We start from the raw sequence: 22551 nt of genomic DNA, 5'->3' as shown, positions 1-22551 counted from the left end.
TACCGTCCCGACATGTCCGTTGACTGCCTACCATTCGGATGTGAACGAGGCGATAGAGGAGTTCTTCGCATCGCTGCCGGCGCGCGCCCCGGCGGTGCTGCGCACCCCGTTCACCGGGACGATCCAGATCGAGCTCACCACCGACAACCGCACCGACCACTGGCTGGTCCAGATGAGCCCCGGCAAAGTCATCGTCAACCGGGTCCGCGGCCCCGCGGACGCCATCTGGAGCAGCAGCGCGGACCTCTTCGAGCGGCTGGTCACCGGCCGGGCCGAGGCCATATCCGCGGTCCTGCGCAATGAGAGCACCTTCGGGGGCAACTCGGCGCTCATTCTCGCCTTCCGCCGGTTCCTCCCCGACCCGCCGGGCGCCCGGGATCCTCGGGAGACCGCCCGCGAGCAGGTCGGACGGTCAGGATGATGAGGCAGTTGGTCAGCATCCTCGACGGCAACACCTTCGTCGTCTGCGACCACCGCGGTGACATCGAGCCGTCGTTCGACTTCCCCACCGGGCTCTTCTCGTTCGACACCCGCTTCCTCTCCACCTGGCTGCTGACCCTCGACGGGGAGCGGCTGCACGCCCTCTCGATCGACGACTCGCAGTCCCACCGGACCCGGTACTTCCTCGTCCCCGGCGAGCCGACGCACTACCTCGACGCCAAGGTGTCGGTGATCCGCCGCCGGGCCATCGGCGGCAGCCTGGGCGAGGAACTCACCGTGCTCAACCACTCCGAGCGGGAGATGCGGTTCAAGCTCCGGCTGGAGATGGGTTCCGACTTCGCCGACCTCTTCGAGATCAAACACAAGCGGACCAAGGCGGGCCGGACCACCGCCACGGTCGGCGAGAACGAACTGAAGCTCACCTACCGGCGGGAGGCGTTCCACCGGGAGACCGTGATCACCAGCACCGCCCCCGCCGAGGTGGACCCGGGCGGGATGACCTGGATGATCCTCATCGGCCCGCACGCCGAGTGGACCACCCGGCTGCACGTGTCGGCGTTGATCTACGGCGCCCGCGGGGAGGACTTCCGCGCGACCACCCCGCTGAGTGGCAGCCGCAGCCCCGCCGCCATCCTGGCGGAGCAGCAGGAACTGGTTGACGGCGCGCCCAAACTGGGCTGCGACTGCGAGCCGCTGGCCACGGCGTACCGGCAGAGTCTCAACGACCTGGCCGCACTGCGCTATGAATCGATCACCCTCCGGGTACGGCTGCTCGCCGCGGGCCTGCCCTGGTTCATGACCCTCTTCGGTCGGGACAGCATCCTCACCTCGCTCCAGGTGCTGCCGTTCCTGCCCGAGCTGATCCCGCCGACCATCACGATGCTGGCGGGGTTGCAGGGTCACCGCCTGGACGACTTCCGGGACGAGGAGCCGGGCAAGATCCTGCACGAGCTGCGCTACGGCGAGACGGCCGGCTTCGAGGAGCAGCCGCACTCGCCCTACTACGGTTCCGCCGACTCCACCCCGCTCTTCCTGATCCTGCTCGACGAGTACGAACGGTGGACCGGCGACGCCGACCTGGTGCGGAAGCTGGAGTTCCCGGCCCGGGCGGCGCTGGCCTGGATCGACAGCTACGGCGACCTGCTCGGCACGGGCTACCTCTGGTACCGCACCCGCAACCCGGACACCGGCCTGGAGAACCAGTGCTGGAAGGACTCGTGGGACTCGATCTCCTACTCCGACGGCCGGCTGCCGGGCTTCCCCCGGGCCACCTGCGAGCTCCAGGGGTACGCGTACGACGCGAAGCTGCGCGGCGCCCGGATGGCCCGGCTGTTCTGGAACGACCCCGCCTACGCCGAGCGGCTGGAACGCGAGGCCGCCGCCCTCAAGGAGCGCTTCAACCGGGACTTCTGGATCCCCGAGCGCGAGTACTTCGCGCTCGCCCTCGACCCGGAGGGGCGGCACGTGGACGCGCTCTCCTCCAACATGGGGCACCTGCTGTGGAGCGGCATCGTGGACGAGTCCCGGGCCGAGCGGATCGCTCGCCTCCTGCTCGACCCCCTGCTCTTCTCCGGCTGGGGGGTACGCACGCTCGCCAGCGACCAGGGGCGGTACAACCCGGTCGGCTACCACGTCGGGACGGTCTGGCCGTTCGACAACGCCTTCATCGCCTGGGGCCTCGCCCGGTACGGCTTCCGGGAGGAGGCCGGACGCATCTGCGACGGCATGCTCAGCGCCTCCCGGTACTTCAACGGACGGCTCCCGGAGGCGTTCGCCGGCTACGACCGCCGCCTCACCGAGTACCCGGTGCAGTACCCCACGGCGTGCAGTCCGCAGGCCTGGTCGGCCGGGACGCCCCTGCTGCTGCTGCGGGTGATGCTCGGGCTGGAGCCGCAGGGCGATCACCTGATCATCGATCCGGCGGTGCCGGAGGGCATGGGCCGGGTGGAGTTGCTCGACATCCCCGGCCGGTGGGGCCTGGTGGACGCCCTCGGCCGCAGCCGCACCCCGCATGACAAGCGGCACCACCGCTGACCGCGCCGGCGCCGGCGCCGAGGTGGAACAGCAGCGCTGGCCGCGCGGGCGTCGCGGGGATCAGCAGCGCTGACCGCGCCGGGCGCCGAGCGGGATCAGCAGCCGGTGGAGGCGGAGACCCGGACCTGCTCGCCGGTCGCGTCGGCCAGGACGAGGGCCGTGCCGCGCCGGTAGGCGTACACCTCGGGGGTGTCGACCACCGCGCGGCCGGCGGCCAGCGGCTTCAACCCCGCCAGCGACGCCGGTGCGGCACCGGCGGCGACCCAGGCGGTCCGGGCGACCCCGCCGCCGGGGCAGGGCGCGACGACCTGTTCCCGGGTGCCCGCCGGGCGACCGAGCGCGCGCAGCGCCTCGTCCAGGGCCGGCTCGCCGGCGTAGCCGGGAAGGAGTGTCGCGTATGCCACGTCGTCCGGGCGGCAGCCGGTGTCCACGGTCAGCCGGACCCGGCCGGGGGTAACCACCCGGCCGTGCACCGCGACGAAGTCACCGGCGTCGGCCCGCAGCCGCGGACCGTCGGAGCCGAGGTGGACGCCGGCGCGCCAGTCCGCCGGGAGCCGTCCGGCGACCGCCTCCAGCAGCGCCCGTTCCCCGCCCTCGGCCACCACCACGTCCAGGTCCCGGGCCAGCGACGCGCCGTCGTCCATCGGGGTGACCCGACAGCCCCGGTCGAGCCGCGGCGCGGCCAACTGCCAGGCTCCGTCACCGGTGGCGGCGACGAGGCGGCCGACCGCCCGGTCGGCCACCGGTCCGGCCTCGGCGAGGGTGCGCTGCTCGCGCACGGTCGGCGGGTCGTGCCGCACGGACCACCAGGTCAGCGCCCCCAGCAGCACCGCCCAGAGCACGGTCACCGCCAGCAGCCAGCGCGGCCACCCTCGGGTGGGCGCCGGCTCGCCAGGACCACTCGGCGGGGCCCACCCCGCCTGGACAGCACCGCTCACCCGCCCATCGTGTCACGCGCCCGCCGTCGGGCCGGCCGCCCCCTGCGACGGGCAGCCGGGCGGACGGCCGGGGCCGGTCACCCCGGGTGGGGTGACCGGCCCCGGGCCGATCAGAGCGTGGGTCAGGCGACGGTCACGGAGACCTCGTTGATGCCCCGTCCGGCGGTCACGGCGGTGTCGCCGTTGCCGTGCCGGGACAGCGCCCGCAGGGTCCAGCTGCCCGGCGCGGCGAAGAACCGGAACTGCCCGGCCGGGGAGGTGACCACCTCGGCGGTGAACTCACCGGTCGAGTCGAGCAGCCGGACGTACGCGCCCGGCACGATCTCGCCCGCGTCGGAGCGGACCACACCGGTGATGACGGTTTCCTTCTCCAGGTCCAGGCTGGCCGGCAGCGGCGCGGCCTGGTCCGGAGCGGCGCAACCTGCGGCGGTGGGTGCAGTCATCTCAGGCCTCCCCGGGCTCGTCGCCGAGCGCCACCGGCACGCCGACCAGCGAGCCGTACTCGGTCCAGGATCCGTCGTAGTTCTTCACGTTGCGGTGGCCGAGCAGCTCCTGGAGCACGAACCAGGTGTGCGAGGAGCGCTCACCGATCCGGCAGTAGGCGATGGTCTCCTTGCCGTCGTCCAGCCCGGCGTCGGCGTAGATCCGGCGCAGCTCGTCGTCGGACTTGAAGGTCCCGTCCTCGTTGGCCGCCTTCGACCACGGCACGCTGATCGCGGTGGGCACGTGGCCGGCCCGCTGCGCCTGCTCCTGCGGCAGGTGGGCGGGGGCGAGCAGCCGGCCGGCGTACTCGTCGGGGCTGCGCACGTCGACCAGGTTCTTGGTGCCGATGGCGTCGACCACCTCGTCGCGGAAGGCGCGGATCGAGGCGTCCGGCTCCTGCGCGACGTACTGGGTCCGGGGGCGGGTCACCGGGTCGGCGACCAGCGGGCGGGCGTCCAGCTCCCACTTCTTGCGGCCGCCGTCGAGCAGCTTGACGTCGCGGTGGCCGTAGAGCTTGAAGTACCAGTAGGCGTACGCGGCGAACCAGTTGTTGTTGCCGCCGTAGAGGATCACGGTGTCGTCGTTGGCGATGCCCCGCTCGGAGAGCAGCGCCTCGAACTGGGTCTTGTTGACGAAGTCCCGACGGACCGGGTCCTGCAGGTCGGTCCGCCAGTCCAGCTTGATCGCGCCGGCGATGTGGCCGGTGTCGTACGCCGAGGTGTCCTCGTCGACCTCGACGAAGACGACGCCCGGGGCGTCGATGTTCTTCTCGGCCCACTCGGCCGAGACGAGTGCGGTGTCGCGACTCATCGAATCACTCCCTGGTGAGGATGGATGGTGAGCCAGCGCGGGATCGAAATCGGTGATTGTCGCACCACGCGCGGGACCCATAGAGGAACGGATCACGGGTTCGTGCGACGGCGCCGCTGCCGGGCGTGCGGGTGGGAAGAGCACCGGAGGGTGGAGAGACCCTGAAGCCGGTTGGCCGCTAGGCGGCCGGAGACAGCCCCGCCGTCAGATGACGGAGCGACACAGGCAGGTGGCCACGCGGCACAGGTCGACCGCGCGCCGTTTGGTGAGGTGCGTCCCCATGAGCAGGGAGCCTAGCAGCCGTCCCGGAGAGCGCCACCGGCCCGACCAGCATGCGGGACACGACGACGGCCCGGCCGGGCGGCCGGGCCGTCGTGCGGTTGCCCGGTCAGCGGGCCGAGTTGATCGGTACGTTCGCCGCGTCGGCGGTCACCACCAGCCCCTCCGGCCGGGGCTCGACCTTGCGGACGTTGAGCTGGAACGGCAGCTCGGGCAGGGGCACGTCGATCGAGATGCCCTTGGCGTAGTTGCTCAGCAGCGTCCGGGCCAGCGGCACCGCCGGCAGCCCCTCGGCGGTCAGGTCGTTGAAGCGCAGTGCGACCTTGTTGCCCTCGGCCACGGTCACGTCGGCGGTGCCGGTGACGGTGAGCTTCTGCCCGAGGATGTCCACCGGGGCGGTCACGGCGAGCTTGCCGTTCTGCTCGCCGAGCTTCAGACCGGGGCGGTCCAGCAGGGCGGCCAGGCTGTCGTACGTGACGGTGCCGGTGCCGTCGACCTTCTCGGCGACCACGTCGCCGCTGCCCGAGCGGAGGGTGTCCAGCGAGGCCCGCACGTTCCGGGCGTCCACGTCCAACCGGGGCACGCTCACCGCGTTGCCCTCGACCGAACCCCGCACGTCGGTCAGCACGATGGAGATCCGCTCGTAGCGGCCGGCGAGCACCTGGGTCAGGAACGGGAAGCCGCCGACGTCGACCTTGGGCGGGGCGGACTGGGCGTCCTGCTTGGCGACCTCCTGCTTCACCTGGTCGGCGATGGCGCGCTCGGCCACCCCGGCCGCCACCCGGTCGGCCACGACCAGCAGCCCGACCAGGAGCAGCAGGAGGACGACCAGCGTGACCAGCACCTTGCGCCCCCGCCGCCGGGGACGCTCCTCGTACGCGGGGTACGCCTCTGCCACGCCGCCTCCTCGTCCGTCGCCGTCGCTGTCCCGCGACGTCCGTGTCCACCGCGCCACCGGTGCGGCGCACCGTTGGTACCCGAGCGGCGTGACGCTCAACCGTAGGTCAGAGGAACAGCACGCACATGGCGTACGCGGCCGGCGCGGCGAGCGCGAACCCGCCGAGCGGACCCTGCATGTGCCGGGCGATCCACAGCGTCGGCGGCTCGCCGGCCATCAGGCGGCCCGCCTCGGCGTACCCGACGGCGAGGTCGGCCAGCACGGCGGTGGCGGCGGTGACCAGGCCGATCAGCGCGGCGCTGGTCGGGGTGAAGCCGACCAGGTAGCTCCCGAGCACCGCGCTGGTCAGGGTGCCGATCATCGCCCCGGCCACCACGCCGGCCGCGCCCCGCGGCACCTGCGGGGCGAGCCGGGGCCAGGGCAGCACGGCGTCGGTGAGCCGGGCGACGGTGAGCGCGACGCCGGTGGCGGCCAGGCAGACGGTGATCGCCTGGGTGCCGGCCGGGATCCGGCTGAGCGTGATCAGGGTGGCGAACGCGACCACCCCGACCACGATGAGCAGGGTGGTGCCGAGCGAGTCGGTGACCCGGATCCGGTCCACCCGGCGGACGAGCTGACCCAGCACGCCGAGCAGGAATCCGCCCGCCGCGACGTAGCCGAGCGGCGCGAGAGCGGCGATGTCCGACTGCACCGCGGCGACGTCCGCCGCGCCGGCGACGGCAGCGCTGACCACCGCGACCAGCAGCAGGGCGGGCGGGCGCATGGCCATCGTCCAGGCGAGGACGAAGAGCAGCTGCACGCCGAAGACGATGAAGGCGAAGGGCAGCCGGTGCCCCGGCCCGGCGGTCTGGGCGCCGAGCACCAGGCCCACCCCGAGCAGCGCGGCGAAGCCCGCGACGGTCAGTGAGAGCGGCTTGCGCACGTCGACCGGCTCGACGACCTCCGCCTCCGGCTCCGCCGGCTCGTCGTCGGGCCGGCGGGGCGCGCCGCCCTTGCGGGCCCGGCGCGGCCCGCGCTCCCGCCGCGGCTCACCGTCGTCGGTCGGCCCGGTGCGCGGGCCGGGCGGAAGGCCACGGGCGGGGCCGGCCGGGCCCGAACGGGGGTCGTCGGGCCACGGGTCACGGCCGGCTTCGGGCGAGCTGGAGGGAAACACGCCCCGATCGTGCCAGACCAGGTGGCTCCGGCGGAGGTCACGGTTTCGGCAACGTTAAAACCTGCGGCGCGATCATGGGCACATCAGACAAACAGGAAAGGATGAGCGGGGCTCACCTGGGCCATCGGTTACGCTCAAGCCGTTACCCGCCCGTCAGCGACGCCGGGACCCACGCCAGTTCGCAGCGCCACGCCCTCCGGGCTGCCGCTGGTCGCGCGCGGCTTCGCCGCCGCCGGACGGAGGTGATCGTGTGGAGATCCTGTTGCTGGTGACCGCGCGCGCAGGTGAACCATCGGCAGTGCTGCCGGCGCTCGACCTGCTGCCGCACTCGGTCCGCACGGCACCCCGTGACGTGCGCACCCTGGTCGCCGGTCCGAGCCCGGACGCGGTGCTGGTGGACGCGCGGTCCGAGCTGAGCGAGGCGCGCGCGACCTGCCGGATGCTGCACGCCACCGGCCTCGGCGTGCCGCTGGTGGCGGTGGTGACCGAGGCGGGGCTGATCGCGTTGAACGCCGACTGGGGCGTGGACGACGTCATCCTGGCCAGCGCCGGTCCGGCCGAGGTGGAGGCCCGGTTGCGCCTCGCGGTCGGCCGGCTCAGCAACGCCACCGCCGGCGCGGGCGGCTCGATCCGGGCCGGCGAGCTGACCATCGACCCGGACACCTACGCGGCCAAGCTCAAGGGCCGGCCGCTCGACCTCACCTACAAGGAGTTCGAGCTGCTGAAGTTCCTGGCCCAGCACCCGGGCCGGGTCTTCACCCGGGACCAGCTGCTCCGCGAGGTCTGGGGGTACGACTACTTCGGCGGCACCCGGACGGTGGACGTGCACGTCCGGCGGCTGCGGGCCAAGCTCGGCTCGGAGTACGAGTCGATGATCGGCACGGTCCGCCAGGTGGGCTACAAGTTCGTGGTCCCGCCGTCGCGGTCGCTGCCGGAGGCGGAGCACTCCCCACGACCGGTCCGGGCGGAGCACGCCTGATCACCGGTCTGCACGATCGGGCCGCATCACCTGTTTGAGCCGCGACCGTCGCGGTTCCACCCGTCCGGTGCGCTGTTTCCGATCCGCCCCTTTTGCCCTTCTTGTCGGCCCTATTCTCAGGGCGAGTTGGCGGCGAGAGGGGCGACGGTGCGGGCACTGACCACGGGGGCGACGAGGGGACCGGCCCACGGTCCACACCGGCGGTGGCACTGATGGGCCCCCGGAGCACCGGCCGCGCCGTGGGTGTCGTCGTCCTCGTGCTTGCCGCCCTGCTCGGCTCCGCGTACGCGCTCGGCCGGAGCCTGATCCCCGACCAGCCCCGATCCCGGGCCGGCGTCACGGCCAGCGTCCACGACACCGAGTACGGCGACCAGTCGCCCGGGTCCGGCACACCCACGGCCACGCCGTCGGGCCGCGCCGAGGCCGCCCAGGAGCCCGACGCCCGTCACCCGACCGGGAACCCGGACGACGGTCCGTTCGGCAGCCGGGAGACCACCGGCTCCCCCGAGGTGGCGCTCACCTTCGACGACGGGCCGGACCCGCGGTACACCCCGCAGGTGCTGGAGATCCTGCGCGAGTTCCACGTCCGGGCCACCTTCTGCGTGGTTGGCGAGAACGCGCAGGCCCACCCGGAGCTGATCCGGGCGATCGCGGCCGACGGGCACACCCTGTGCAACCACACCTGGCAGCACGACGTGCAGCTGGGCCAGCGCTCCCCCGCCGCCATCCGCGCCGACCTGCTGCGGACCAACCAGGTGATCCACGACATCGTGCCCGACGCCCCCATCGCCTGGTACCGGCAGCCCGGCGGCGCGTGGACGTACCCGGTGGTGTCGGTCGCCCGGGAGCTGGGGATGACTTCGCTGCACTGGACCGTGGACCCGTCGGACTGGGAGGCGCCCGGCGCCGCCCGGATCACCACCCAGGTCACCGGGGGCGTCGGGCCCGGCTCGGTCGTGCTGTTGCACGACGCCGGCGGGGACCGGCAGGGGACGGTCGACGCGCTGCGTCACATCCTGCCCGACCTGACCAGCCGCTTCCGCCTGGAGGCCCTGCCGGTCGACGGCACCACCTGAGCCCCCGCGGCGATGGGGCTACGGTGACGGGGTGAGCAGCGCGGAACCGACGACCGACCGGGTGGCCCGGGCCGACCGACTCGCCCCGGCCGAGGTGGCCGAGGCCCTGGCGCTGGCCCGCCTCGCCGGCGACGCCGACGGCGCGGACCCGTTCGACGAGCACACGCTGCTGCGGCTGCGGGACCCGGAGGCGCCGGCCGTGCACCTGACCGCCCGCGCCACCGACGGCACCCTGACCGGGTACGCCCACGTGGACACCTCCGAGCCGGGGGTCGGCGTCGGCGCGGAGCTGGCGGTCCATCCGGCGTACCGGCGGCGGGGCACCGGCCGGGCGCTGGCCCGGGGCGTACTGGCGGCGGCGTCCGGGCCGGTGCGGGCCTGGGCGCACGGGGACCACCCGTCCGCCGCGGCGCTCGCCGTCGACCTGGGCTTCACCCGCGCCCGGGTGCTCTGGCAGCTGCGCCGCTCGCTGGCCGCCGCGCTGCCCGCGCCCCGGCTGCCGGACGGCGTCGTGCTGCGCGCCTTCCGCCCCGGCGCGGACGACGAGGCCTGGCTCGCGCTGAACACCCGCGCCTTCGCCGCGCACCCGGAGCAGGGCCGGTGGACCCCGGCCGACCTGCGCGCCCGGCTGGCCGAACCGTGGTTCGACCCGGCCGGCTTCCTGCTCGCCGTCGAGCAGGCCAGCGGCCGGCTGCTCGGCTTCCACTGGACCAAGGTGCACGAACGTCCCGGCTCGGCCCGGATCGGCGAGGTCTACGTGCTCGGGGTGGACCCGTCGGCGCACGGCGGCGGGCTCGGCCGGGCGCTGACCACCGCCGGCCTGGCCCACCTGCGGGACGCGCGCGGGCTGGACCGGGTGATGCTCTACGTCGACGAGTCGAACAGCAGCGCGGTGGCGCTCTACGAGCGGATCGGTTTCGCCCGCTGGTGCGGGCACGTCAACTACCAGCTGGGCTGAGCGGTCGACGGCCCCGGCTGAGGAGCCCCCGGGCGGTCACCGCGCGGTAACGGCGCCGCATCGGCGGGATAACAGCCGTCCGGGCAAGCCGGATAAATGGCGATAGCCGGCCGGCAGTTCACCTATCGGACAACCAGCCCTCAGGCCGTGGCCACCCCGTCGGCCGCGCTTGTTCATCTTCCGTTCACGTCTGACCGGCGAACCGGCTACCTGGCACTCCTAGCTTTCGTGTCAGCCGGTCAGCGCCGGCGCCCGGGCCCCTTCCGGGCGACCTGACAGAAGACGTGAAGGGAAACCCCTCAGGTGAAGCTCCAGCGGCACGGCACCATCGCCTGCCTCGCTCTTACCGCGGTGCTCGGTCTCAGTGCATGCGGCTCGGACAACAACGAGCCGGCCGGCACGTCCGCCTCGGGTTCCGCCAGTGCGGCGGACTGCGCCAAGGGCACGCTGAACGCGCAGGGCTCCTCCGCGCAGAAGAACGCCATGGCCGAGTGGATCAAGGCGTACCAGCAGAAGTGCGGCGGTACGACGATCAACTACGAGCCGAGCGGCTCGGGCGCCGGCGTCCAGGCCTTCATCGCCGGCACCGCCGACTTCGCCGGCTCCGACTCCGCCCTGAAGGAGGAGGAGCAGCCGCAGGCCGACGCCAAGTGCGCCGGGGGCAAGGCCATCCACCTGCCGATGGTGATCGGCCCGGTCGCGGTCGCCTACAACGTCAGCGGCGTGGACAACCTGCAGCTCAAGCCGGCCACCCTGGCGAAGATCTTCGCCGGCAAGGTCACCAAGTGGGACGACCCGGCCATCAAGGCCGACAACCCGGACGCCAAGCTGCCCGCCACCGCGATCCAGACCGCGCACCGGTCGGACTCCTCCGGCACCACCGACAACTTCACGGGCTTCCTGGCCAAGACCGCCGAGGCCGACTGGACCTTCGACAAGGCCAAGGAGTGGAAGGCCCCCGGCGGCACCGCCGGCAAGGGCAACGACGGCGTTGCCAGCGTCATCAAGGGCGCCGACGGCACCATCGGCTACGTCGAGATGTCGTTCGCCGAGAACGCCGGCCTGAAGATGGCGAAGATCGGCAACGGCGCGGGCGAGTTCGCCGAGCTGACCCTGGAGAACGCCGGCAAGACCATCGACGGCGCCGAGGTCACCGGCACGGGCGACGACCTCAAGATGAAGATCGACTACAACACCAAGCAGGCCGGCGCCTACCCGATCGTCCTGGTGACCTACGAGATCGTCTGCTCCAAGGGCCTCGCCGCCGACAAGCTCCCGCTGGTCAAGAGCTTCCTCGGCTACACCGCGAGCACCGAGGGCCAGAAGGTGCTGAGCGAGATCGGCTACGCCCCGCTGCCCGAGTCGGTCCGCGCCAAGGTCGAGACCGCGGCCAAGAACATCTCCTGACCGGACCGACACCACCACCAACGCGAAGCGAGCGAGCAGATGGGTGAAACCCCTCAGCGCTCGGCCGACGCCGGCACCGGCGGGATCCACGTGACCGAGAGTCACGACGGGCCCGCCGGTGCCTCGGCGCGTGTGGCCGAGGCACCAGTCAGCACCCGTACCCCGGGCGGAGCCGGGCTGGGCGGCGGTGGCGCGCTGCCCCGGGCCCGGGCCTTCGGTGCCGAGCGGGCCTTCCGCGCCCTCACCCTGGCCGCCGGCACGGCCGTCCTGGTCATCATCGCGGCGATCGCGTTCTTCCTGATCGCCAAGGCGGTCCCGGCGCTGCAGGCCAACACCGAGAGCTTCTGGACCTTCGAGGGCTGGTTCCCCAACGACCCGGAACCGAAATTCGGCATCGGCGCGCTCGCCTTCGGCACCGTGCTCAGCTCCGCGCTGGCCCTGCTGATCGCGGTGCCGGTGGCCCTGGGCATCGCGCTCTACCTGTCCCACTACGCGCCGCGCCGGCTCGGCACCGCGCTCGGCTTCGCGATCGACCTGCTCGCCGCGGTGCCGAGCGTCGTCTTCGGCCTCTGGGGTCGAGACGTCTTCATCGGCCCGGTCCGCGACTTCTCGGCCTGGCTGAACCAGTACTTCGGCTGGGTCCCGCTCTTCGGCGGCGACGGACCGTTCGGGCGGTCGATCATGCTCGGAGCGCTGGTGCTGGCGATCATGGTCCTGCCGATCATCACCTCGCTCTCCCGCGAGGTGTTCCTCCAGACCCCGACCGCGAACGAGGAGGCCGCCCTCGCGCTGGGCGCCACCCGCTGGGAGATGCTCCGCACCGCGGTGCTGCCCTACGGGCGTCCCGGCATCATCGCCGCGGTGATGCTCGGCCTGGGTCGGGCGCTCGGCGAGACCATCGCGCTGGCGCTGACCCTCGGCGCCACCTTCGGAATCTCGTTCAACCTCATCGAGAACGGCGGAAACACCATCGCCGCCAACATCGCCAACGCGTTCGGCGAGGCGAACGACACCGGACGGGGTGCGCTGATCGCCTCCGGCCTGGTCCTGTTCGCCATCACGCTGATCGTCAACATCACGGCGCGGGCGATCATCTACCGCCGCCGGGAGTTCACGGAGTCGGCCGCATGACCACCACCCTCACCTCCCACCGCCCCCGACCGGCGGCGCAGCCGGTCACGCTCCGGGCGAAGCGGCTCCCGAAGTACGCCGCACCCGCCATCGCGCTCGCCGCCCTGCTGGTCGCCACCGGGATCGTGTACGGCGCCGGCATCGGCGGCCCGGTGCTGGTCGTGGTCGTTGGCGCGCTGCTCTACCTGGCCGGCCTCTTCGCCGCCGCCAACGCGGTCGAGGGGCGCCGGTCGGCCCGCAACCGCACCTGGAGCGCGCTGATCCACTCGGCCTTCGTGCTGGCGGTGCTGCCGCTGGCCTCGGTGGTCTGGACGCTGGTCAGCAAGGGCGCCGAGCGGCTGGACGGCGACTTCTTCAACAGTTCGATGAACAACATCGGCCCCCGGGACCCGAACGGCGGGGCGTACCACGCCATCGTCGGGACGTTGGAGCAGGTGGGCATCGCCGCCCTGCTCACCGTCCCGCTCGGCATCCTCTGCGCCATCTACATCGTCGAGTACGGGCGCGGGAAGTTCGCCTTCGCGATCCGGTTCTTCGTCGACGTGATGACCGGCATTCCGTCGATCGTCTCCGGTCTGTTCATCCTGGCGTTCTGGGTGCTGGTCGTGTCGCCGTGGTTCAACGACGGTCGGCCCGGCTTCTCCGGCTTCGCCGCCGCGCTCGCGCTGAGCGTGCTGATGCTGCCGACCGTGGTCCGCTCCACCGAGGAGATGCTGCGTCTCGTCCCGGCGCCGCTGCGCGAGGGCGCGTACGCCCTCGGCGTGCCGAAGTGGAAGACCATCCTGCGGGTCGTGCTGCCGACGGCGCTGCCGGGCATCGTCACCGGCGTCATGCTCGCCATCGCGCGGGCCGCCGGCGAGACCGCCCCGGTGCTGCTCGTCGCCGGTGGCGGAGCGGCGATCAACTTCAACCCGTTCGAGAACAACCAGTCGTCGCTGGCCCTCTTCGTCTACCAGCAGGCCGGTGACGCGTCGAAGTACGCGCCGGCACGGGCCTGGACCGCGGCGTTGACCCTGGTCGCCCTCGTACTCGTCCTCACCATCGCGGCGAAGTTGCTGGCCCGTCGCAACCGGCTCGCCCGATGAACCCCGGAGGTACCGCCACCATGGCCAAGCGCATCGACGCCACCAACGTCACCGCCTACTACGGCGGCTTCAAGGCGATTGAGAACATCAACCTGACCGTCGAGCCCAAGACGGTGACCGCCCTGATCGGCCCGTCCGGCTGCGGCAAGTCCACCTTCCTGCGCTCGATCAACCGGATGCACGAGGTGCTCCCCGGCGCCCGGGTCGAGGGCAGCCTGACCATCGACGGTCAGGACATCTACGACCGCGACGTCGACGTCACCGCGGTGCGTCGCATGATCGGCATGGTCTTCCAGCGGCCGAACCCGTTCCCGACCATGAGCATCTTCGAGAACGTGGTGGCCGGGCTGCGCCTCAACGGCGTCCGCCGCAAGTCGATCCTGGACGAGGCCGCCGAGAAGGCGCTGCGCTCGGCCAACCTCTGGGACGAGGTGAAGGACCGGCTGGGCAAGCCGGGGGCGGGCCTCTCCGGCGGTCAGCAGCAGCGGCTCTGCATCGCCCGCACGATCGCGGTCGAGCCGCAGGTGGTGCTGATGGACGAGCCCTGCTCGGCGCTGGACCCGATCTCCACGCTGGCCATCGAGGACCTGATGTTCCAGCTCAAGGACAAGTTCACCATCATCATCGTCACGCACAACATGCAGCAGGCCGCCCGGGTGTCGGACCGGACCGCCTTCTTCTCGATTGAGAAGACCGGCGACCCGGGCCGGCTGATCGAGTACGACAACACGCAGAAGATCTTCAGCAACCCGAGCGTGAAGAAGACCGAGGACTACATCACCGGCCGCTTCGGCTGAGCCGCTGGATCCCGGTCCGCGAGGGGCGTCGGTCGCACTGACCGGCGCCCCTCGGCGTGTCCGCGCCCGGCCGTCGGCGACCGGCGGTGACGGAGTCGGTTTGCGGCGTGGGTCAGCCCAGCACGAAGCGGGGTTCGCCGTCGTCGGGGAGGTCCAGGCGCGGGGTGACCGGGGTGGCGGCGTCCCGGCCGGCCGACGCCCGCGCCACGCCGGCCAGGTCGCCGGCGGCGACCACCTGGGCCAGGGTGACCAGCGTCGGCGGCAGCATGGTCAGCTCGCCGGCCTCGGCCCGGGCGAGGGCGTCCGCCGGGCGGATCCACATGGTGTGGTCGGCCTCGCCGGAGACGTCCCGGGTCCGCTGCCCCTCGGGCAGCAGCGCCACGAAGAAGTACGTGTCGAAGCGGCGCGGCTCGAACTCCGGGGTGATCCACCGGCTCCACGGCAGCAGCAGGTCCGACCGGAGGGTCAGCCGCCGCCCGGCGAGCAGGTCGGCGAAGCCCACCCGGCGGGCCTCCAGGTCCTGCCGGGCGGCCTCCCACTCGTCGCCGCTGACATCACCCACCACGGTCGAGGCGTCCGGGCCGGCCAGCAGCACGCCGGCCTCCTCGAAGACCTCCCGCGCGGCGGCGCAGACCACCGCCTGGGCGGCCGCCGGGGCCACGCCCAGCCGGCCGGCCCACTCCGCCGGCTCCGGGCCGGCCCAGTCCAGGTGCGCCTGCGAGTCGGAGCGGTCCACCCCGCCGCCGGGGAAGGCGTACATCCCGCCGAAGGCCATCGCGGCGACCCGGCGGATCACGTACACCTCGAAGTCGTCGCCGGCCGGGCGGAGCAGCAGCACGGTGGCCGCGACCCGCGGCACCGCCGGCGTTCCGCCCTCGGCGCGGAACCGGCGGGCGTGCTCGACCAGGGCGGCCGGGGCGGCGAAGCCGTCACTGTCGATCGTCATCCCGCGAGCCTAGTTCCCGGCCGGTGGATCGCCCGACCGGCCGGTCGTCGATCTTCGTTAGCCTGCCGGCATGACACGTTGGGGAATCCTGGCCACCGGGTACATCGCCGGCCGCTTCGCCGAGGACCTGCGCCTGGTGCCGGGGGCCGAACTGCTCGCGGTCGGGTCGCGGACCGCCGAGAGCGCCGAGCGGTTCGCCGCCCGGCACGGCATCCCCCGGGCGTACGCCTCGTGGGCGGGGCTGGCCGCCGACCCGGACCTCGACGTGATCTACGTGGCCACCCCGCACGCCGCCCACCACGAGGCGACCCGGGTCTGCCTGGACGCCGGCCGGGCGGTGCTGGTGGAGAAACCGTTCACCCTCGACCTGCCGAGCAGCACCGAACTGGTCGAGTCCGCCCGCGCCCGTGGGGTCTTCCTGATGGAGGCCATGTGGATGCGGACGAACCCGCTCGTCCTGCGGGTGGTCGAGTTGATCGCCGACGGGGCGATCGGCGAGGTGACCAGCGTCCGGGCCGACTTCGGCGCGGCCGGGCCGTTCCCGCCCGAGCACCGGATGCGGGCCCGCACCCTCGGCGGTGGAGCCCTGCTCGACCTCGGCGTCTACCCGGTGAGCCTGGCCCACCTGCTGCTCGGCGTGCCGCAGCACGTGCACGCCTGGGCGAAGCTCGGCCCGGAGGGCGTGGACGAGAACACCGGCATCGTCCTCGGGTACGACTCGGGCGCGATCGCCACGCTCGGCTGCGGCATGGTCGGCGCGACCGCGATCACCGCCTCGATCACCGGCACCACCGGCCGGATCGACCTGCCCGAGCCGTTCTACCGGCCGGCGTCGGCGGTGCTGCACCGGGCCGGCGCCGAGCCGGAGACCATCCCTGCCGACCTCACCGGCGGCGGCTACCAGCACGAGGCCGCCGAGGTGCAGCGCTGCCTGGCGGCGGGGCTGACCGAGAGCCCGCTGGTGCCGCACTCCGCCACGTGTGAGGTGATGGGGCTGCTGGACGGCATCCGGGAGCGGATCGGCGTGCACTACGCGTGAGGGGCCCCCTGCCGGTGGCGGGGAGCCCCTCGACGGGCGGTACGGCCGGGATCAGAACAGCGGCCGGACCACCAGGTAGGTCAGGCAGGCGATCAACGCGGCCGCCGGGAACGTGATGATCCAGGCGAGCACGATGTTGCCCGCGACGTTCCAGCGCACCGCGGAGAGCCGCTTGGTGGCACCCACCCCCATGATCGCCGAGGTGATCGTGTGGGTGGTGGAGATCGGGGCCTTCAGCACCAGGGCGTTGAAGTAGAGCACCGCGCTGGCCACCGTCTCGGCGGCGAAGCCCTCCGGCGGACCCAGGTCGATGATCTTGCGGCCGAGAGTGCGGATGATCCGCCAGCCGCCCGCGTAGGTGCCCAGCGCCAGCATGGTCGCCGAGGTCCAGAACACCCAGCCGGGGATGTGCGTCTTGTCGTCCTGGAAACCACCGGTGTAGAGGGCCAGCACCACGATGCCCATGGTCTTGGCGGCGTCCTGCATGCCGTGGCCGATCGACATGGCCGCCGCGGAGACGGTCTGCGCCCAGCGGAAGCCCCGGTTGAGCCTGCCCGGCTGCCCCTTCCGGAACAGCCAGAGGATGGCCAGCATCAGCAGGTAGCCGAGGGTGAGGCCGACGATCGGCGACAGGATCATCGGGAGGATGACCTTCTGGCCGATGTTGGCCCACTGCACCACGCCGCCGGTGGCCAGCAGGGTCGCCCCGACCAGGCCGCCGAAGAGGGCGTGCGAGGAGGACGACGGCAGGCCGAAGTACCAGGTGATCAGGTTCCACGCGATCGCGCCGAGCACCCCGGCGAAGACCACCCCCAGGCTGGCCACGCCGGTGGGCAGGGTGACCAGGCCGTCACCGACGGTCTTGGCCACGCCCGCGCCGAAATGCGCGCCGACGAAGTTGCCGACCGCGGCCAGCAGCAGGGCGATCCGGGGTGTCAGCGCCCGGGTGGAGACGCTGGTCGCGATCGCGTTGGCGGCGTCGTGGAAGCCGTTGGTGTAGTCGAACGCCAAGGCCGCCACGATCACCGCCAGCACGGCGATGAGTTCGGGAGTCACAGGATCAGGACTCCTTGACCGCGATGGTCTCGACGGTGTTGGCCACGTGCTCGAAGGCGTCGCAGGCGGCCTCCAGCTCGTCGGCGACCTCCTTCATCTTCAGCACGGTGAGCGCGTCGTACTCACCGGAGAAGAGCCGGACCAGCAACTGCCGGTTGATCCGGTCGCCCTCGTTCTCCAGCCGGTTGCACTCGATCCAGTAGTCCTCGAGATCCTTCATCGACTTCAGCCGCGGCATGGCGTCGGCGGTCAGCTTGGCCTGCTGGTCGAGCACGCTGACCATCTCGTGCAGCTCGCGCGGCAGCGACGGCAACGCGGTCAGGCCGTACAGGTAGAGCAGGTCGCCGACCGCCTCGAGGTGGTCCATCACGTCGTCGAGCAGCGACCCGAGCCGGTAGATGTCCTCCCGGTCGAACGGCGTGATGAACGTCGAGTTGATCTTCTTGTACAGCTCGTGGGTGATCTGGTCGCTGTCGTGCTCGACCTCGGTCAGCCGCTCGCTCACCGACTGGACGTCGACGCCGGGCAGGGCCAGCTCGTTCAGCAGTTCGGTGCCCTTCACCAGGTTCTGCGCGGCCCTGGTGAAGAGCTCGTAGAAGGCGCCCTCGGTGGGACGGAAGGAAAACTTCACAGCACGGACCTCGTCGTGTCGGTGGAAGGGTGGCCGACGCCGTCGGGGCGTCTGCTCTGGGCATGCTAAGGACATGGGAAAACCGGGCATTCCCCGGCCCACCCCTGGTCAGGCCCGATTCACCGCTCGTTCACCCGCCGTTCACCTTCACCCCTTCATCGTCGGCCCGCAACCGCTCGCGCTCCCGCTCGACGTCGAAACCGGCAGCCGGATACCCCAGATGCAGACCGGCGAACGTCTCCCGCAGCAGGTGGGCCACGGCCCAGTCCCGGTACCACTTGCGGTCCGCCGGCACCACGAACCAGGGCGCGACCTCCGTGCCGCACCGCTGGAGCGCCTCGGCATACGCGGCCTGGTAGTCGTCCCAGCGGGCCCGGGAATCGAGGTCGGACGGGTTGTACTTCCAGTGCTTGCGCGGGTCGGTCAGCCGCTCCAGCAGCCGCTCGCCCTGCTCCTCGCGGGAGATGTGCAGCATCACCTTGACCAGGGTCACCCCGGCGTCGACCAGCTCGTGCTCGAAGGCGTTGATCTCGTCGTACCGGGCCCGCCAGGTGGCCTCCGGGACCAGCTCCGCCACCCGGGCCACCAGCACGTCCTCGTAGTGTGAGCGGTTGAACACGCCCACGTAGCCGGGCGGAGGCAGCGCCCGCCGGATCCGCCAGAGGAAGTCGTGCCGCAGCTCCTCCTCGGTGGGCGGGCCGAACGAGCGGATGTGCAGGCCCAGCGGGTTCATCGCGCCCGCCACCCGCTTGACCGTGCCGTCCTTGCCGCCGCAGTCCATCGCCTGGAGCACCAGCAGCACCCGGCCCGGCCGGTCCGGGGCCAGCTCCGCGCCGCCCGTGGTGGGCGCCGACGCGGGCGCGTCCGGCTCGCCGGCGGCCTTCGCGGTGGCGAAGAGCATCTCCTGCTGTTCGCCCAGCTCCGCGCCGAGCAGCTCGACCTGCTCCCGGGCCCAGGCCTTGCGCGCCCGGCCACCGCCGGCCGTCGCCGGCAGCCCCGGGGTCGAGCGGGGATCGACCGTACGCGGGTCGACCGCCCCCGGTGAGACCCGGAGCAGGTCCCGCATCTTTCCGCCCTCGGGTGGCACGATGTCCGATCCATCGACTGCGCTCATCCCGCGATCATCGCCCACCTCGCCCCCCTCCGCCTCCCGAGCACCACCCACCCCTCCCACCCCTCCCAAGATCCGTGCACTTTCAGAGAATGGAGTGGCCTCGAGGCGCTGCGAGGCCACTCCTTCCCGGAAAGTGCGCGTTGGTGGACCGGGCTCGCGGGAGTGGGTGTCACGTTTTGGGGCGGTGGGGCATCCGGTGGGCGGGGAGAATGCCGTCGGGTGGGGAGGCGACTGTGACGGTGGACGCGGTGAGCGAGTTCGAGGCCGAACGTGGGCGGCTGATGGCGGTGGCGTACCGGATGCTGGGCAGCCGGAGCGAGGCCGAGGACGCCGTGCAGGAGACCTGGCTGCGCTACGCCGGCGCCCTCGGCGACCCGGCCGCCCGCGCCGAGGTGCGGCACCTGGGCGGCTGGCTCACCACCACCTGCGCCCGGATCTGCCTCGACCTGCTCCGCTCCGCCCGGGTACGCCGGGAGACGTACCCGGGGCAGTGGCTGCCCGAGCCGCTGGTGACCCCGCTGGGCGCGGCCCCGGAGCCGGACGGCTTCGCCCCCGATCCGGCCGAGCGGGCCGTCCGCCGCGACCAGCTCGGCACCGCCCTGCTGGTGGTGCTGGAACGGCTCACCCCCGAGCAGCGGGTGGCCTTCGTGCTGCACGACGTCTTCGCGGTGCCGTTCGGCCAGATCGCCGAGGCGCTCGGCACCAGCCCGGAGGCGGCCCGGCAGCTCGCCTCCCGGGCCCGTCGCGCGATCAACACCTCGGACGCGCCCCGGCACACCGCCGACCTGGCCGAGCAGCGGCGGGTGGTGTCCGCCTTCGTGGCCGCCACCCAGTCCGGCGACCTGGCGGGGCTGCTGCGGGTGCTGGCGCCGGACGTGGTGCTGATCGGCGACGGCGGCGGGCACGCCGCGGCGGCCCGCAACCCGATCGCCGGGGCCGACAAGGTCGCCCGGTTCACCCTCGGCCTCTTCGGCCAGGCCGCCCGCTTCGGCCACCGGGTGCGCGCCCGGCCCGTGCTGGTGGACGGGGCGCTCGGATTGCAGATCGAGACCACCCGGTCCGACGGGCGGATGCAGCGGCTGGTCGCCGCGTTCGCCGTGGACGGCGGGCGGATCACCGGCATCTTCAACCAGCTCAATCCGAACAAGCTGACCCGGGTGGCGGAGATCGGCGCCGGGGACGGCTGGCCGCAGGGCTGGTGAGCCCGGCTCAGAGCACCAGGGCCAGCCACTTCCGGTACGACGTGGCGAACGGCTCGGTGCCGTCGCCCAGCGCGCCGAGCAGCCAGCGCGACGCCGCCTCCGCCTCGGCCACCAGGTCGTCGGGGTAGCCGAACCGCTCCCGGTGCTCGGCGAACTCGTCCTCGTCGCGCAGCTCGACCGCCCCCGTGGCGCGCCGGCGCACCACGTCCAGGTCCAGGTCGAACAGGTGCACGGTGTCGTCGCCCTCCCACCGCGCCGGGGTGGTGATGTCGCAGTAGACCTCGCTGGTCCGCGGCGGCGGGTTGAACATGCCCGTCCACCAGGCGTCGTGCGGCACCAGGAGCACGAAGGGGATCTGCTCCACCGAGGGCCGGCCGTGGTAGACCGACTCGGTGCCGGCCGGCACGCCCAGCCAGACGCCCAGGTCGTCCTCGGTGAGCCGGCGGGCCGGGTAGTCGCGGTGGGCGCTGCCGTCGTACTTGCGGTAGATCACACGGACCACGTCGCTCGGCATGAGTCGCACCCTAACCGATTCCGCCCAAGGGTCGCTGCGCGGAAGTAACCGGTCACGATCGGGTATCCCACCCGGCCGGGTGGCGCGCCCGGTGTCGGCGTCGGCGGGTACCGTCGCACGGTGACTCCGCCGCGCACCGCCACCGGTTCCGCCACCCCCCGCGGCCGGCGTCGGGGCGCCCGGTCCAGCGGCGGCGAGCTGCTGGCCGCCGCGGTCGGCGCGGTGCCCGGTGGCGCGGCCCGCCCCGGCCAGCAGCAGATGACCGAGGCGATCGAGCGGAGCATCGGCTCCGGCGAGCACCTGCTGGTGCAGGCGGGCACCGGCACCGGCAAGTCCCTGGCCTACCTCGCCCCCGCGCTGACCGTCGACGGCCCGGTGGTGGTCTCCACCGCCACCCTGGCGTTGCAGTCCCAGCTGGTCGACCACGACCTGCCCCGGCTGGCCGACGCGGTGGAGCCGCTGCTCGGCCGGCGGCCCACCTTCGCGGTGCTCAAGGGCCGACACCACTACCTCTGCCTGGCCCGGCTGGACAACTCCACCGAGGAGGAGCCGGAGGACACCCTCTTCGACGCCCCGGCGGCGCGGCCCGGGGGCGGCACCAAGTGGCTCGGCGAGGCCGGGCGGCTGGGCAAGCAGGTCCAGCGGCTGCGCGACTGGGCCGAGGAGACGGCCACCGGTGACCGGGACGAGCTGGACCCGGGCGTCGACGACCAGGCCTGGCGGCTGGTCTCCATGCCGGCGCGGGAGTGCGTCGGCGCGTCCCGCTGCCCGTTCGGCCAGGAGTGCTTCGCCGAGGCGTCCCGGGCCCGGGCCCGGGAGGCCGACATCGTGGTCACCAACCACAGCCTGCTCGCCGTCGACATGATCGCCGGCCGGCACATCGTGCCGCCGCACAAGCTGCTCATCGTCGACGAGGCGCACGAGCTGGCCGACCGGGTCTCCTCGGCGGCCCAGGCCGAGCTGGTCCCGGAGCTGGTCGACCGGTCCGCCCGGCGGGCCCGGCCGCTGCTGCGACCGGACGTCGCCGAGCGGCTGACCGAGGCCGGCGACGCGCTCGCCGTCGGGCTGGCGGAGGCGCCGGCCGGGCGGATCACCGCCGGGCTGCCGGCCCCGCTGCGCGAGGCGTGCACGCTGCTCGACGCGGCGACCCGGGCCGCGCTGGACGCGATCGGCGACATCAAGGCCGACGACCCGGACCCGGTGCGCAAGCAGCAGGCCAAGGCGGTGCTGGACGAGCTCTCCACCACCGCCCAGCGGCTGCTGGAGGAGGCCGACCACGACGTGGCCTGGGTGGAGAAGCCGGAGAACGGCAGCCGCCGGGCGCTGGTGGTCGCGCCGCTGTCGGTCGCCGGCACCCTCGCCACCCACCTGTACGACGAACGCACCGTGGTCGCCACCTCGGCCACGCTGGCGCTGGGCGGGCGCTTCGACACGGTGGCCCGGGCGTTGGGACTGGACGCTCCCCCGCCCGCCCCGCCGTCGCCGGCCGCCGCCGCGATGGCCGTGACCGCCGCCGCCGGCCGGCCGGGCGTCACGCCGGGCGCCGGCTCGGAGGCCGGGGTGGCGGTCGCCGCGGGCAG

Annotated in this window: 22 protein-coding genes and 1 pseudogene; 12 read left to right on the top strand and 11 right to left on the bottom strand. The window is 72.9% G+C overall.

Annotation, left to right across the window (positions count from 1 at the left end):
- Positions 1-40: 40 nt before the first annotated feature.
- Positions 41-421 (top strand): SCP2 sterol-binding domain-containing protein, encoded by a 381-nt coding sequence (locus tag GA0074696_RS05420; RefSeq protein WP_088960080.1) that lies wholly within the window; start codon positions 41-43, stop codon positions 419-421.
- Positions 421-2475, top strand: a complete 2055-nt coding sequence (locus GA0074696_RS05415; protein ID WP_088960079.1) for an amylo-alpha-1,6-glucosidase — start codon at positions 421-423, stop codon at positions 2473-2475. The genes GA0074696_RS05420 and GA0074696_RS05415 overlap by 1 nt, the downstream gene beginning before the upstream one ends.
- 95 nt (positions 2476-2570) lie before the next feature.
- Here the strand turns inward: GA0074696_RS05415 and GA0074696_RS05410 are convergent, their stop codons facing one another.
- From GA0074696_RS05410 to GA0074696_RS05390, 6 genes are all read right to left on the bottom strand, one after another.
- Positions 2571-3413 (bottom strand): hypothetical protein, encoded by an 843-nt coding sequence (locus GA0074696_RS05410; protein ID WP_088960078.1) that lies wholly within the window; start codon positions 3411-3413, stop codon positions 2571-2573.
- Between the two features lie 122 nt (positions 3414-3535).
- Positions 3536-3856 carry a DUF1416 domain-containing protein gene (locus tag GA0074696_RS05405; protein WP_088960077.1) on the bottom strand — a complete coding sequence of 107 codons (321 nt, stop codon included), beginning with the start codon at positions 3854-3856 and terminating at the stop codon, positions 3536-3538.
- 1 nt (position 3857) lies between these two features.
- The gene (locus tag GA0074696_RS05400) at positions 3858-4706 is read right to left on the bottom strand and encodes a sulfurtransferase (RefSeq protein ID WP_088960076.1); all 849 of its coding nucleotides are present in this window, start codon (positions 4704-4706) and stop codon (positions 3858-3860) included.
- A gap of 204 nt (positions 4707-4910) precedes the next feature.
- Positions 4911-4988 (bottom strand): Ms5788A family Cys-rich leader peptide, encoded by a 78-nt coding sequence (locus tag GA0074696_RS32400; protein WP_323135737.1) that lies wholly within the window; start codon positions 4986-4988, stop codon positions 4911-4913.
- Between the two features lie 106 nt (positions 4989-5094).
- The gene (locus GA0074696_RS05395) at positions 5095-5883 is read right to left on the bottom strand and encodes an LmeA family phospholipid-binding protein (RefSeq protein ID WP_088960075.1); all 789 of its coding nucleotides are present in this window, start codon (positions 5881-5883) and stop codon (positions 5095-5097) included.
- 106 nt (positions 5884-5989) lie between these two features.
- Positions 5990-7036 carry a hypothetical protein gene (locus GA0074696_RS05390; RefSeq protein ID WP_088960074.1) on the bottom strand — a complete coding sequence of 349 codons (1047 nt, stop codon included), beginning with the start codon at positions 7034-7036 and terminating at the stop codon, positions 5990-5992.
- Between the two features lie 250 nt (positions 7037-7286).
- On the opposite strand from GA0074696_RS05390, the gene GA0074696_RS05385 reads away from it, so the two are divergent.
- The 7 genes from GA0074696_RS05385 to pstB all read left to right on the top strand — a co-directional run bounded on the left by GA0074696_RS05385 (position 7287) and on the right by pstB (position 14469).
- Positions 7287-8015, top strand: coding sequence for a winged helix-turn-helix transcriptional regulator (locus tag GA0074696_RS05385; RefSeq protein ID WP_088960073.1), 729 nt, complete (start codon positions 7287-7289; stop codon positions 8013-8015).
- Between the two features lie 212 nt (positions 8016-8227).
- Positions 8228-9091, top strand: a complete 864-nt coding sequence (locus GA0074696_RS05380) for a polysaccharide deacetylase family protein (protein ID WP_088960072.1) — start codon at positions 8228-8230, stop codon at positions 9089-9091.
- A 31-nt stretch (positions 9092-9122) separates the two neighbouring features.
- Positions 9123-10049, top strand: a complete 927-nt coding sequence (gene mshD / locus GA0074696_RS05375) for a mycothiol synthase (protein ID WP_088960071.1) — start codon at positions 9123-9125, stop codon at positions 10047-10049.
- A 303-nt stretch (positions 10050-10352) separates the two neighbouring features.
- The gene (pstS, locus tag GA0074696_RS05370; RefSeq protein ID WP_088960070.1) at positions 10353-11456 is read left to right on the top strand and encodes a phosphate ABC transporter substrate-binding protein PstS; all 1104 of its coding nucleotides are present in this window, start codon (positions 10353-10355) and stop codon (positions 11454-11456) included.
- Between the two features lie 39 nt (positions 11457-11495).
- The gene (gene pstC / locus GA0074696_RS05365; RefSeq protein ID WP_088960069.1) at positions 11496-12587 is read left to right on the top strand and encodes a phosphate ABC transporter permease subunit PstC; all 1092 of its coding nucleotides are present in this window, start codon (positions 11496-11498) and stop codon (positions 12585-12587) included.
- Positions 12584-13672 carry a phosphate ABC transporter permease PstA gene (gene pstA, locus GA0074696_RS05360; protein ID WP_088960068.1) on the top strand — a complete coding sequence of 363 codons (1089 nt, stop codon included), beginning with the start codon at positions 12584-12586 and terminating at the stop codon, positions 13670-13672. Before pstC ends, pstA begins: the two co-directional genes overlap by 4 nt.
- Positions 13673-13692: 20 nt before the next feature.
- Positions 13693-14469: a phosphate ABC transporter ATP-binding protein PstB gene (gene pstB / locus GA0074696_RS05355; RefSeq protein WP_088960067.1), complete on the top strand. Its 777-nt coding sequence runs from the start codon at positions 13693-13695 to the stop codon at positions 14467-14469.
- 112 nt (positions 14470-14581) lie between these two features.
- Here pstB and GA0074696_RS05350 read toward each other — a convergent pair whose 3' ends face one another.
- Entirely contained in the window at positions 14582-15415 is an 834-nt protein-coding gene (locus GA0074696_RS05350; RefSeq protein ID WP_088960066.1) for an NUDIX hydrolase, read from the bottom strand.
- A 70-nt stretch (positions 15416-15485) separates the two neighbouring features.
- On the opposite strand from GA0074696_RS05350, the gene GA0074696_RS05345 reads away from it, so the two are divergent.
- Entirely contained in the window at positions 15486-16454 is a 969-nt protein-coding gene (locus GA0074696_RS05345; RefSeq protein WP_088960065.1) for a Gfo/Idh/MocA family protein, read from the top strand.
- 51 nt (positions 16455-16505) lie between these two features.
- Here GA0074696_RS05345 and GA0074696_RS05340 read toward each other — a convergent pair whose 3' ends face one another.
- From GA0074696_RS05340 to GA0074696_RS05330, 3 genes are all read right to left on the bottom strand, one after another.
- The gene (locus GA0074696_RS05340) at positions 16506-17510 is read right to left on the bottom strand and encodes an inorganic phosphate transporter (protein WP_088960064.1); all 1005 of its coding nucleotides are present in this window, start codon (positions 17508-17510) and stop codon (positions 16506-16508) included.
- A 4-nt stretch (positions 17511-17514) separates the two neighbouring features.
- Positions 17515-18141: a DUF47 domain-containing protein gene (locus tag GA0074696_RS05335; RefSeq protein ID WP_088960063.1), complete on the bottom strand. Its 627-nt coding sequence runs from the start codon at positions 18139-18141 to the stop codon at positions 17515-17517.
- A 130-nt stretch (positions 18142-18271) separates the two neighbouring features.
- The gene (locus GA0074696_RS05330; protein WP_088960062.1) at positions 18272-19255 is read right to left on the bottom strand and encodes a PPK2 family polyphosphate kinase; all 984 of its coding nucleotides are present in this window, start codon (positions 19253-19255) and stop codon (positions 18272-18274) included.
- A 209-nt stretch (positions 19256-19464) separates the two neighbouring features.
- On the opposite strand from GA0074696_RS05330, the gene sigJ reads away from it, so the two are divergent.
- Entirely contained in the window at positions 19465-20457 is a 993-nt protein-coding gene (gene sigJ / locus GA0074696_RS05325) for an RNA polymerase sigma factor SigJ (protein ID WP_088960061.1), read from the top strand.
- A gap of 7 nt (positions 20458-20464) precedes the next feature.
- Here the strand turns inward: sigJ and GA0074696_RS05320 are convergent, their stop codons facing one another.
- A complete protein-coding gene (locus tag GA0074696_RS05320) occupies positions 20465-20971 on the bottom strand; it encodes a DUF402 domain-containing protein (RefSeq protein WP_088960060.1) in 507 nt (168 codons plus the stop codon).
- A gap of 120 nt (positions 20972-21091) precedes the next feature.
- Between GA0074696_RS05320 and GA0074696_RS32505 the strand changes: the two are divergent.
- Positions 21092-22444, top strand: a pseudogene (locus GA0074696_RS32505) (ATP-dependent DNA helicase); the annotation flags it as partial.
- Positions 22445-22551 lie beyond the last annotated feature (107 nt).

It is taken from the genome of Micromonospora purpureochromogenes, assembly GCF_900091515.1.
Classification (GTDB): Bacteria; Actinomycetota; Actinomycetes; order Mycobacteriales; family Micromonosporaceae; genus Micromonospora; species Micromonospora purpureochromogenes.
The sequence above is the reverse complement of the archived record's forward strand: the minus strand, read 5'-3'. Positions and strand labels throughout refer to the sequence as shown.